Source organism: Pseudomonas sp. JL2 (assembly GCF_031570495.1).
GTDB classification, from domain to species: domain Bacteria; phylum Pseudomonadota; class Gammaproteobacteria; order Pseudomonadales; family Pseudomonadaceae; genus Aquipseudomonas; species Aquipseudomonas rhizophila.
Genome location: NZ_JAKUDH010000010.1, coordinates 83,138 through 94,305, shown reverse-complemented (window position 1 = coordinate 94,305; position 11,168 = coordinate 83,138). Strand labels below are relative to the sequence as shown.

At 58.5% G+C, this 11,168-nt stretch carries 10 protein-coding genes; 6 read left to right on the top strand and 4 right to left on the bottom strand.

Going from position 1 to position 11,168, the window contains the following annotated elements; all coding sequences use genetic code 11:
* The first annotated feature begins 157 nt into the window (after window positions 1-157).
* Window positions 158-1,468, top strand: a complete 1,311-nt coding sequence (locus MKS85_RS14990) for an OprD family porin (protein WP_139048916.1) — start codon at window positions 158-160, stop codon at window positions 1,466-1,468.
* Between the two features lie 94 nt (window positions 1,469-1,562).
* On the opposite strand, the gene hepT is transcribed toward MKS85_RS14990, so the two are convergent.
* Both hepT and mntA read right to left on the bottom strand, forming a co-directional pair.
* Window positions 1,563-1,991, bottom strand: a complete 429-nt coding sequence (hepT, locus tag MKS85_RS14985) for a type VII toxin-antitoxin system HepT family RNase toxin (RefSeq protein ID WP_139048917.1) — start codon at window positions 1,989-1,991, stop codon at window positions 1,563-1,565.
* On the bottom strand, window positions 1,981-2,376 hold the full coding sequence (gene mntA, locus MKS85_RS14980) for a type VII toxin-antitoxin system MntA family adenylyltransferase antitoxin (RefSeq protein WP_188251425.1): 396 nt from the start codon (window positions 2,374-2,376) through the stop codon (window positions 1,981-1,983). The genes hepT and mntA overlap by 11 nt, the downstream gene beginning before the upstream one ends.
* Window positions 2,377-2,710: 334 nt before the next feature.
* Here mntA and MKS85_RS14975 point away from each other — a divergent pair, with 334 nt between their 5' ends.
* Entirely contained in the window at window positions 2,711-3,349 is a 639-nt protein-coding gene (locus MKS85_RS14975; RefSeq protein ID WP_188251424.1) for a peroxiredoxin, read from the top strand.
* A gap of 250 nt (window positions 3,350-3,599) precedes the next feature.
* On the opposite strand, the gene MKS85_RS14970 is transcribed toward MKS85_RS14975, so the two are convergent.
* On the bottom strand, window positions 3,600-4,235 hold the full coding sequence (locus MKS85_RS14970; protein WP_139048920.1) for a TetR/AcrR family transcriptional regulator: 636 nt from the start codon (window positions 4,233-4,235) through the stop codon (window positions 3,600-3,602).
* 238 nt (window positions 4,236-4,473) lie between these two features.
* Window positions 4,474-5,850, bottom strand: coding sequence for a glutamine synthetase family protein (locus MKS85_RS14965; RefSeq protein WP_047226058.1), 1,377 nt, complete (start codon window positions 5,848-5,850; stop codon window positions 4,474-4,476).
* Between the two features lie 278 nt (window positions 5,851-6,128).
* Here MKS85_RS14965 and MKS85_RS14960 point away from each other — a divergent pair, with 278 nt between their 5' ends.
* The 4 genes from MKS85_RS14960 to MKS85_RS14945 all read left to right on the top strand — a co-directional run bounded on the left by MKS85_RS14960 (window position 6,129) and on the right by MKS85_RS14945 (window position 11,024).
* Window positions 6,129-6,905 carry a gamma-glutamyl-gamma-aminobutyrate hydrolase family protein gene (locus MKS85_RS14960; protein ID WP_076383050.1) on the top strand — a complete coding sequence of 259 codons (777 nt, stop codon included), beginning with the start codon at window positions 6,129-6,131 and terminating at the stop codon, window positions 6,903-6,905.
* 41 nt (window positions 6,906-6,946) lie between these two features.
* Window positions 6,947-8,305, top strand: coding sequence for a glutamine synthetase family protein (locus tag MKS85_RS14955; protein ID WP_047226056.1), 1,359 nt, complete (start codon window positions 6,947-6,949; stop codon window positions 8,303-8,305).
* A 60-nt stretch (window positions 8,306-8,365) separates the two neighbouring features.
* The gene (locus tag MKS85_RS14950) at window positions 8,366-9,730 is read left to right on the top strand and encodes an aspartate aminotransferase family protein (RefSeq protein WP_188251423.1); all 1,365 of its coding nucleotides are present in this window, start codon (window positions 8,366-8,368) and stop codon (window positions 9,728-9,730) included.
* A gap of 181 nt (window positions 9,731-9,911) precedes the next feature.
* On the top strand, window positions 9,912-11,024 hold the full coding sequence (locus MKS85_RS14945; protein WP_076386499.1) for a polyamine ABC transporter substrate-binding protein: 1,113 nt from the start codon (window positions 9,912-9,914) through the stop codon (window positions 11,022-11,024).
* Window positions 11,025-11,168 lie beyond the last annotated feature (144 nt).

The window sequence follows — 11,168 nt, the reverse complement described above, 5'->3', positions numbered from 1 at the left end:
GCGGGCCGGTGTCGCGGGGTTAGACGATGGTCGTAATCACAAATGCTTACGATTGACTTGCCAGTCACGGTCTGGCGCTAATCACGCATCCGCGGATTCCGGGCGTTCGATCCGGAACCAAAGACACACAAGAATTAGAAAACGAGAGGAGCGAAGCATGAACAAGTCCACCTTGGCCCTGGCTGTGGCCGTTGGGGTTCTGGCGCAGCAGGCAGGCGCCGCGGGTTTTATCGAGGACAGCAAGGCGTCTGTCAGTTCTCGTACAATGTACTTCGATAACGATCACCGCGAAGGCGGTGCCGACCAACGTGAGACGGCCACTGGCCTGAAGTTCGACTACAAGTCTGGCTTCACCCAAGGGGTCGTGGGTTTTGGTATTGATGCCCAGGCGCTGGTAGGTATACATCTGGATGGCGGCAAAGGTCACCACCCCAATAACAATTCTTTTGTTCCAAGCGACACCGATGGTTCGGCCGTGCATAACTGGAGCCGTCTGTCAGCTAATGTGAAAGCGCTCTTCTCGAAGACCGAGGCTCATGTAGGTGGTGCATTGGCGCCTAACCTGCCGATCCTGATCGCGAACGATGCTCGTCTCCTGCCACAGACCTTTGAAGGTGGCACCATCACCTCCAAGGAGATCGACGGTGTAACTTTCAACGCCGGTCAGCTGGAGCATGCCACGGGCCGTGCATCAAGCAACAGCACTGGTCTGGCAGTGGACGGGGGTACCCAGGAGAGCAACCAGTTCCGTTACGGCGGTGCCGACTGGAAGGTCACCAAGGACCTGACCCTGCAGTACTACTACGCCAACCTGCAGGACTATTACAAGCAGCACTTCCTGGGCGCGGTACACGTTTTTCCGATCAGCGAAAACCAATCGTTCAAGACTGACCTGCGTTACTTCGACAGCAGCTCGGATGGTCGTAACGGTGAGGCGGGTTACGAGTTCAGCAACAACGGTGGTTATGCCAAGAACCCCGGTGAGGTCGATAACAAAACCTGGAGCGCCATGTTCACCTATACCCTGGGTGGCAGTGCCTTCCTGTTGGGCCATCAGCAAGTCGGTGATGACGGTGGTTTTGTCTACATGAACCAAGGCAGTCTGGCTAACGAAGGGGCCGGTGGTGCGAGCTTCTACCTGTTCACCGACAGCATGATCCACCAGTTTGTCCGCGCAGGCGAGAACACGACCTTCGGTCAGTACTCCTATGACTTCGCTTCGCTGGGTGCCCCGGGCCTGAAAGCCTCGATCTCTTACCTCCATGGTGACGACATCAAATCCGCCTCGGGCGGCAGCGACTCCTCGGAATGGGAGCGTGACTTGCGCCTGGACTACGTTGTCCAGCAAGGTCCTCTGAAAGGTTTCGGTACCACTGTGCGTCACGGTTCCTACCGTGGCAGCGGTACCGGTCTCGCCGACCGGGATCAAACTCGCCTGATCTTCAACTACACTTACAACTTCATGTAAGACGTAGCGAAGTAAAAAAGCCCCGCCCGGCAGCACGCCGGGCGGGGCTTTTGCGTTTCTGGGGAGGCGGGAGGATTTTTAAGCGGTCCCTTCGCTATCGTGCAGACTCCGTCGCATCTTTACGCAGGATGAACGCACTGAATGCCAGAAAATCGTCCAGATGTCCGGTAATGATCGCAACCATGATCGGCAATTGCAGGGCTTGGTAGTCATGCACGGCGATATTCCTGAAACCCACCATGTTCTTCAGGTTTTTCACCAGACCTTCTTCCACCCAGCCTCCTTGAAAAAGCAACTCGAATGTATCGCGGGCACTTTGCGGGACACCCAATCGCTCACGTCGAATCAAATGCTGTCCCATATCCAGTGCCGCTTCGCACGCACGCTGGATGTTCAGGACTGCCGAATCCTGGCGAGTGAAATCGGTGGCAAACGTAGCGGGATCTTTCTCGTACTCCTCCCGTACCCTGGCGACGCAACGCTCGATACTCGCTGCTTTATTGATCAGTACGTCATCGGCCATACACGCTGCCTTCTTCCTGAATATCCTTGAGCAATCCCGCCCGAGCCTCATCGAGAGCGGTTTTTTCGCTGAGGATAAAACACTCGAACAAACCCGCCTGTACGTCTCTGGCCCAAAGCCTCTGGCCTCGGGTCACGATCTGGTATTGCATGACGGTTGTTGCCCCGCGTAAATCAATCAGATCCACCGGACTGCCCGCGATATCCGCCAAGTCACCTGAAAGCTGCCACAACGACACAGGATCGACTTCGCCGGACAAAAGCACAGCAATATCGACATCACTGTCAGGCCCGGCGGTGCCCTGTGCATGGCTACCGAACAGGTAAACCGCCAGCAGTCCAGGAAGATGGTTTTGCAGATGAGTCAGCAAGGCTTGAATGTTCATGCTGCCTATCCTAGCCGCTCGTCCTGAAATCGCGTCAATAATTTCCGCAGTGTGGGTACAAAACAAAAAAAGCCCCGCCCGGCTATACGCCGGGCGGGGCTTTTGCGTCTTCGGATCAGGCCCACCCCTGTAGCCTTCTCCGAACCTTCTCCTCTTTCAGCAACTCGAGGCCTTCTCGAAACCTCGGAAATAATCATGAGCGGCTAGGCCCGAAGCCGCCAGTGAACAGTTTTTTATATTCGCTATTGATCTAGATAAATGGATATTGATTCTTTTTAAAGCAATCAAAACCGGTGCACAGTTTGGACTCACAAAAACCATCAGGAGCCGCACCATGAGCCTCAGACTCGGCGACATCGCCCCCGATTTCGAACAGGATTCCAGCGCCGGCAAGATTCGCTTCCACGAGTGGCTCGGCGATAGCTGGGGAGTGCTGTTTTCCCATCCGGCGGATTTCACACCGGTGTGCACCACCGAACTGGGCCTGACCGCCAAGCTCAAGGACGAGTTCTCCAAACGTGGAGTCAAGGCCATTGCTCTCTCGGTAGACCCGGTGGACTCGCACCACAAGTGGATCGAGGACATCAACGAAACTCAGAATGCGGTGGTCAATTTCCCGATCCTGGCCGACGCCGACCGCAAAGTGTCAGACCTGTATGACCTGATCCACCCCAACGCCAGTGACACCCTGACCGTGCGCTCCCTGTTCGTGATCGACCCGAACAAGAAGATTCGCCTGACCATTACGTACCCGGCCAGCACCGGGCGCAATTTCAACGAGATCCTGCGGGTGATCGACTCATTGCAACTGACCGACAACTACAAGGTGGCCACACCGGCCAATTGGCAGGATGGCGATGAAGTGGTAATCGTGCCATCGCTCAAGGATGAGGACGAAATCAAACAGCGTTTCCCGAAAGGTTATCGCGCCGTGAAGCCTTACCTGCGCCTCACCCCGCAGCCCAATCGCTAAGGCAAACGCAAAACCTGTGGGAGCGAGCCTGCTCGCGATAGCGGTCTATCAGTCGACATCGCCACTGGCAGATCCGACGCCATCGCGAGCAGGAGGGCTCTCCCACAGGAGGGCTCTGTGCGTCAAGGAATCGGGCGTTTAGAAGGCTTTTCTAAGGTGGGCGAGCGGGTTTTGCGCGCCCCTCATCAAAAGGATCTGCGCCCTGTCGCCGCCGCTACGGGCGCCCACCGCTTGAAGCGTTGAGGTCGCGTCAGACGCTCTCACGCTTGGGCAAATACGGCGGCAGATACAACCCCAGGTAAGCATCGAACACCCGCATGCCTTCTTCGGCCATGCGCGGGGTGATCTGGCCGTGTTGCTGCACCGAGCGCGCGTAGACGCGGTCGCCCAGTTCCATGGCCAGGGCGAACACATCAACGTCATGGGGCAGTGCCGGCAGTTCGAAATGGCGAGCGAAGAGCTTGTGCAACAATTCGCCGAGTTCGAGATCGTGCTGACGGTCGGCCTGGATGACTTCAGTCAGGCCATGTTGGGCCAGGATCAGTTGGCGGGCGGCGGCGTCCTGGCTGTAGATGGTCAGCATGCGTTGCTCCACCTGCCGCGACAGGTCGTGCCAGTGGTTCAGTCGCGCATGATCGATCGGCACTTGCAGGCAGGCGCGAAAGGCCGCGTGGACGTCGGCGGTCAGCCCTTGCAGCAGGGCCGGGACGCTGGCGAAGAAGTGATACACCGAGGAGGGCGGAATCCCGGCGCGTTCGGCGACGCTGTAGATCGACAGGCTGGCCACGCCTTCGGCAGCAAGCAGCGTGCGGGCGGCATCGAGAATCGAGTCGATCCGGGCCTGGCTGCGGGCGCGAGGCTTGCGAGGGGTGGCGGTGCGCGTCATCGGTGTCTCCTGCGGGGCTGCCGGGCATTGTACGAGCCGGGTTCAGTGTTGTCTTCAAGGCCGTCATCGCGAGCAGGCTCGCTCCCACATTGGATCTTTGGTGGTCAGTTAATCATGCTCACCACAGTTCCCTGTGGGAGCGAGCCTGCTCGCGATCCGCCGAAGGCGGCCATCCACCCCAAGGCATAAAAAAACGCCGCAGCCTCGAAGGCCTGCGGCGTTTTTTACTGCAACCCGCTTACACGGTATGCAGGTACCAGTTGTACTCAAGGTCGGAGATGGAGTGTTCGAACTCCTCCAGCTCGCTTTCCTTGCAGGCCACGAAGATATCGATGTATTTCGGATCGATGTACTTGGCCATGACTTCGCTGTCGTCCAGCTCGCGCAGGGCATCGCGCAGGTTGTTCGGCAGGCTTTGCTCGTTCTGCTCGTAGCTGTTGCCTTCCACCGGCGCACCGGGCTCGATCTTGTTGACCAGGCCATGGTGCACGCCAGCCAGTACGGCGGCCATCAGCAGATACGGGTTGGCGTCGGCGCCGGCCACGCGGTGTTCCAGACGCACCGCATCGGCGGAGCCGGTGGGTACGCGCAGGGCCACGGTGCGGTTGTCCAGGCCCCAGGTCGGCGAGTTCGGCACGTAGAACTGTGCGCCGAAACGACGGTAGGAGTTCACGTTCGGGCAGAGGAAAGCCATCTGCGCCGGCAGGGTCTCGAGCACACCGCCGATCGCGTGACGCAGTGCGGCGTTCTGCTCGGGATCCTCGCTGGCAAAAATATTCTTGCCATCTTTATCCAGGATCGAAATGTGGACGTGCAGGCCATTGCCCGCCTGGCCCGGATACGGCTTGGCCATGAAGGTAGTGTCCATTTCATGGTCGTAGGCGATGTTCTTGATCAGGCGCTTGAGCAGTACCGCGTAGTCGCAGGCCTTGATCGGGTCGGCCACGTGGTGCAGGTTCACTTCGAACTGCGCCGGGGCACTTTCCTTGACGATGGCATCGGCGGGAATGCCTTGCTCCTTGGCTCCCTCCAGAATGTCCTGGAGGCAATCGACGTATTCGTCGAGGTCGTCGATCAGGTAGACCTGTGTCGAGTGCGGGCGTTTGCCGGAGATCGGCGAGCGGGGCGGTTGTGGGCGTCCATTCACGTTCTCCTGGTCGATCAGGTAGAACTCCAGTTCGAATGCCGCGCAGATGGTCAGGCCCAGCTCATCGAACTTGGTCACGACCTGGCGCAGGACTTCGCGAGGGTCGGCGAAGAAAGGGTCACCTTCAAGTTCGTGCATGGTCATTAGCAGTTGCGCGGTAGGGCGCTTCTGCCAGGGCTCGTTGCACAGGGTGTCAGGGATTGGATAACAGATCCGGTCAGCGTCGCCGATGTCCAGGCCCAGGCCGGTGCTTTCCACCGTGGAGCCATTGATATCCAGGGCAAATAAAGAGGCCGGCAGGTTGATGCCTTTCTCGTAAACCTTGTGGAGGCTGGTGCGTTCAATGCGCTTGCCGCGCACCACACCATTCATATCCGCAATCAGAAGGTCAACGTACAGAACCTCAGGATGTTCCTTAAGGAACGCGTTCGCTTCGTTAAGCTGAACGGCACGCGGGGGTACCGACATGATGCAACACCTTTGTTGTTAAAAATATCAATCATTGATCTCTTCTAAACCCAGTCAACCCGAACGGCATGCCGAAGTCAAGCTGGGCCTTTTTTGCTCTAAAAAAGCACCTGCGGGGCTTTTTTGAGGCAATTTGGGGCGTTTTTTTCCCTTTGAGGGCGGTGGCGCCCGCAGGCTTGAGCGGGCCGTGTTGTATTTTTTACGGGGGTGTTGTGTAAAAAAATGAACAAGGCTAAGCTCGATTCAAACCCATAACAGCAATAATACCGGGGTGCTTCATGTCTCGCCTGCCGTTAATCGGCGTCACCACCTGCTCCAGGCAGATGGGTCTGCATGCGTATCACGTCAGTGGCGATAAATATTCCCGGGCTGTCGCGACAGCCGCCAAGGGCTTGCCAGTACTGATTCCGTCCCTGGCGGATCTGTTCCCGCCGTCCGATATTCTGGACGCCCTGGACGGCATTCTTTTTACCGGCTCTCCTTCTAATGTAGAACCTTTTCACTATCAGGGCCCCGCCAGCGCGCCGGGCACTGCTCATGATCCTGCACGGGATGCCACCACCCTGCCGTTGATCCGCGCCGCTGTAGCGGCCGGCATCCCGGTGCTGGGTATCTGCCGTGGGTTCCAGGAGATGAACGTAGCCTTTGGCGGCAGCCTGCATCAGAAAGTTCATGAAGTCGGAACGTTCATCGATCATCGTGAAGACGACACTCAAGCGGTGGATGTCCAATACGGTCCTGCCCACGCCGTGCATATCCAGCCTGGCGGTATTCTGGCAGGGCTGGGGCTGCCGCTGGCGATTCAGGTCAATTCGATCCATAGCCAGGGTATCGAGCGTCTGGCACCTGGGTTGCAGGCCGAAGCGGTGGCGCCGGATGGCCTGATCGAGGCTGTTTCGGTGCCAGGAGGCAAGGCTTTTGCTTTAGGTGTGCAATGGCACCCTGAATGGGAGGTAAGCTCCAACCCGTACTACCTTGCGATTTTCCAGGCATTTGGCGATGCCTGCCGGGCAAGGGCAACACAACGCGACGCCGATGCGTCAAACAACGCCTGACTACTAAATAGCAGCCAGGAAACTCACGCCTAGAGGCATTTATGAGTAACAACCTCGACCAGCTCACCGATTGGTTGAAAGACCATAAGATCACAGAAGTCGAATGCATGATTGGCGACCTGACCGGCATCACCCGGGGCAAGATTTCGCCGACCAACAAGTTCATTGCCGAAAAAGGCATGCGCCTGCCCGAGAGCGTTCTGCTCCAGACCGTTACGGGCGACTATGTCGAAGACGACATCTATTACGAACTGCTCGACCCTGCCGACATCGACATGATGTGCCGCCCGGACGAAAACGCAGTGTTCCTTGTGCCCTGGGCCATCGAGCCCACCGCCCAGGTTATCCACGACTCCTACGACAAGCATGGCAATCCCATCGAACTGTCGCCGCGCAACGTGCTCAAGAAAGTGCTCAAGCTCTATGCCGACAAGGGCTGGCAGCCGATCGTCGCGCCGGAAATGGAGTTCTACCTGACCAAGCGCAGCGACGACCCGGACTTCCCGTTGCAGCCGCCCATTGGCCGCTCCGGTCGCCCGGAAACCGGCCGTCAGTCGTTCTCGATCGAAGCGGCCAACGAATTCGACCCGTTGTTCGAAGATGTCTACGACTGGTGCGAACTGCAGGAGCTGGACCTCGACACGCTGATCCATGAGGACGGCACGGCGCAGATGGAGATCAATTTCCGTCACGGCGACGCCTTGTCCCTGGCCGACCAGATCCTGGTGTTCAAGCGCACCATGCGCGAGGCGGCGCTCAAGCACAACGTTGCCGCCACTTTCATGGCCAAGCCCATGACCGGCGAGCCCGGCAGTGCGATGCACCTGCACCAGAGCATCATCGACAAAGACACCGGCAAGAACGTCTTTTCCAATGAAGACGGGACCATGAGCACGCTGTTCCTGAATCACATTGGAGGTCTGCAGAAGTTCATCCCCGAGCTGCTGCCGCTGTTTGCCCCCAACGTGAACTCGTTCCGCCGCTTCCTGCCGGATACGTCGGCGCCGGTGAACGTGGAATGGGGTGAAGAGAACCGCACCGTGGGCCTGCGCGTGCCGGAAGCCGGGCCGCAGAACCGTCGGGTGGAAAACCGTTTGCCGGGCGCCGACGCCAACCCGTACCTGGCGATCGCCGCCAGCCTGTTGTGCGGCTACATCGGCATGGTCGAAGGCATCAACCCGAGCGCGCCGGTGGTGGGGCGAGGGTATGAACGTCGCAACCTGCGCCTGCCACTGACCATCGAAGATGCCCTCGAGCGCATGGAAAACAGCGCCACCATCGAGAAATACCTGGGCAAGAAATTCATCACAGGCTACGTCGCGGTCAAGCGGGCCGAGCATGAAAACTTCAAGCGCGTCATCAGTTCGTGGGAGCGGGAATTCCTGCTCTTTGCCGTCTGAAGCGCCGGACGGGACTGCTTCAGGCAGTTCCGTCCCCACCGATCTACAAGGAGAATTCGCATGACCGGCAACAATCCGCAAACCCGTAAATGGCAGGCCCTGAGCAACGATCACCACCTGGCGCCATTCAGCGACTTCAAGCAGCTCAAAGAGAAAGGCCCGCGCATCATCACCCACGCCAAGGGCGTTTACCTGTGGGACAGTGAAGGCAACAAGATCCTCGATGGCATGGCCGGCCTCTGGTGTGTGGCCGTCGGCTACGGCCGCGACGAACTGGCCGACGCCGCCAGCCAGCAGATGCGCGAGCTGCCGTACTACAATCTGTTCTTCCAGACCGCTCACCCGCCGGTGCTGGAATTGTCCAAAGCCATCGCCGACATCGCCCCTGAAGGCATGAACCACGTGTTCTTCACCGGCTCCGGCTCCGAAGGCAACGACACCATGCTGCGCATGGTCCGCCACTACTGGGCGATCAAGGGCCAGCCGAACAAAAAAGTCATCATCAGCCGCAAGAACGGTTATCACGGTTCGACCGTGGCCGGCGCGAGCCTGGGCGGCATGACGTACATGCACGAGCAGGGCGACCTGCCGATCCCCGGCATTGTCCACATCGCCCAACCGTACTGGTTCGGCGAGGGCGGCGACATGAGCCCGGAAGAGTTCGGCGTATGGGCGGCCAACCAGCTGGAAGAAAAGATCCTGGAAATCGGCGTGGACAATGTCGGTGCCTTCATCGCCGAGCCGATCCAGGGCGCGGGCGGAGTCATCGTGCCGCCGGACAGCTACTGGCCGCGCATGAAGGAAATCCTCGCCAAGTACGACATCCTGTTCGTGGCCGATGAAGTGATCTGTGGTTTCGGTCGCACCGGTGAGTGGTTCGGTACCGATCATTACGGGTTGAAACCCCACATGATGACCATCGCCAAGGGCCTGACCTCCGGTTACATCCCCATGGGCGGCCTGATCGTGCGCGACGATGTCGTGGCTGTGCTCAACGAAGGCGGCGACTTCAACCACGGGTTTACCTATTCCGGTCACCCGGTAGCCGCTGCGGTGGCCTTGGAAAACATCCGCATTCTGCGCGACGAAAAGATCGTCGAGCGTGTTCATGGCGAAACGGCACCCTATTTGCAACAGCGCCTGCGGGAACTGAACGATCATCCGCTGGTGGGTGAGGTACGCGGTGTCGGCTTGCTGGGGGCGATCGAACTGGTTCAGGACAAGGCCACGCGCAAGCGCTACGAAGGCAGGGGGGTGGGCATGATCTGCCGGCAGTTCTGTTTTGATAACGGGCTGATCATGCGCGCCGTGGGTGACACCATGATCATTGCGCCGCCGCTGGTGATCAGCAAGGCCGAGATCGATGAGCTGGTGGCCAAGGCGCGGCACTGCCTGGACCTGACGCTCAGTGCGTTGCAAGGCTAAGTGCTAGGCTCTGAGCGAGGCGCCCGTACGGGCCTCGTCCAGCGTAAACAAAAGGCTGGGCTTTTGTTGAAAGGCTGGCCTGTAACTTGCCAGACTACCGGCTGTTCAAGTTGCCCGCGAGCCGGCTACTGAACGACGGCTAAGAAGAATAACTGGAGCATTTTTCATGAAGGCATTAGGCATGAAGACATTAGGTATGAAGATGGCTGGCAAGACCCTCCTCGCCATGTCCCTGACGGGCGTGATGGCGAGTGCTGTTCAGGCGGACGACAAAGTGCTGCACGTCTATAACTGGTCCGATTACATTGCACCGGACACGGTCGCCAAGTTCGAGAAAGAGACGGGGATCAAGGTCGTCTACGACGTGTTCGACAGCAACGAGACCCTGGAAGCCAAGTTGCTGGCGGGCAAGTCCGGCTATGACATCGTGGTGCCGTCGAACAACTTCCTGGCCAAGCAGATCAAGGCCGGTGTTTACCAGGAGCTGGACAAGTCCAAGCTGCCGGACTGGAAGAACCTGGACACCGACCTGCTCAAGGCCGTGGGCGATGCCAGCGACAAGGGCAACAAATATGCCTTCCCCTACATGTGGGGCTCCATCGGTATTGGCTACAACCCGGAGAAGGTCAAGGCCGCACTGGGTATCGACAAGATCGATTCGTGGGACGTGGTGTTCAAACCGGAAAACATGGCCAAGCTCAAGAGCTGCGGCGTGAGCTTCCTCGATGCACCGACCGAGATGATCCCGGCGGCACTGCATTACCTGGGCAAGCCGACCGACAGCAAGGACAAGGCTGACCTGAAGGCCGCTGAAGACCTGTTCCTGAAGATTCGTCCTTCGGTTGCCTATTTCCACTCTTCCAAATACATCTCGGACCTGGCCAACGGCAACATCTGCGTGGCCGTGGGCTACTCCGGCGACCTGGAGCAGTCCAAGGAGCGCGCCAAGGAAGCGGGAGACAAGGTCAAGCTCAGCTACGTCATTCCAAAAGAAGGCGCCGGCACTTTCTACGACATGGTCGCCATTCCCAAGGACGCCGAGAACGTCGAATCCGCCTACAAGTTCATGAACTTCCTGATGCAGCCGCAGATCATGGCTGAAATCACCAACGCCGTACGTTTCCCGAACGGCAACAAGGCGGCCACGCCACTGGTGGACAAGGACATCACCAGCGATCCGAGCATCTACCCGTCTGACGAAGTGAAGAAGCAGCTGTATGCAATCAGTGATCTGGATGCCGGCACGTTGCGTCTGATCACCCGCAGCTGGACCAAGATCAAGTCTGGCAAATAAGCCGGTCTGAGGCATCTTCCTGTTGTCGTCGGCATCGCGGCGGCGGCAACGGGAATAATTAAATGACTAAAAGTTTTGCTGGATCGGTTTATCGAGGGTAAGTTGCGCGCCGGTTTTGTTGCAGGGCACATCGCTGCCAGGTAA

Bases quoted from the DNA above. Each gene is read 5' to 3' on its own strand.
- MKS85_RS14990 (WP_139048916.1), top strand. From the start codon at position 158: ATGAACAAGTCCACCTTGGCCCTGGCTGTGGCCGTTGGGGTTCTGGCG.
- hepT (WP_139048917.1), bottom strand. From the start codon at position 1,991: ATGGCCGATGACGTACTGATCAATAAAGCAGCGAGTATCGAGCGTTGC.
- mntA (WP_188251425.1), bottom strand. From the start codon at position 2,376: ATGAACATTCAAGCCTTGCTGACTCATCTGCAAAACCATCTTCCTGGA.
- MKS85_RS14975 (WP_188251424.1), top strand. From the start codon at position 2,711: ATGAGCCTCAGACTCGGCGACATCGCCCCCGATTTCGAACAGGATTCC.
- MKS85_RS14970 (WP_139048920.1), bottom strand. From the start codon at position 4,235: ATGACGCGCACCGCCACCCCTCGCAAGCCTCGCGCCCGCAGCCAGGCC.
- MKS85_RS14965 (WP_047226058.1), bottom strand. From the start codon at position 5,850: ATGTCGGTACCCCCGCGTGCCGTTCAGCTTAACGAAGCGAACGCGTTC.
- MKS85_RS14960 (WP_076383050.1), top strand. From the start codon at position 6,129: ATGTCTCGCCTGCCGTTAATCGGCGTCACCACCTGCTCCAGGCAGATG.
- MKS85_RS14955 (WP_047226056.1), top strand. From the start codon at position 6,947: ATGAGTAACAACCTCGACCAGCTCACCGATTGGTTGAAAGACCATAAG.
- MKS85_RS14950 (WP_188251423.1), top strand. From the start codon at position 8,366: ATGACCGGCAACAATCCGCAAACCCGTAAATGGCAGGCCCTGAGCAAC.
- MKS85_RS14945 (WP_076386499.1), top strand. From the start codon at position 9,912: ATGAAGACATTAGGTATGAAGATGGCTGGCAAGACCCTCCTCGCCATG.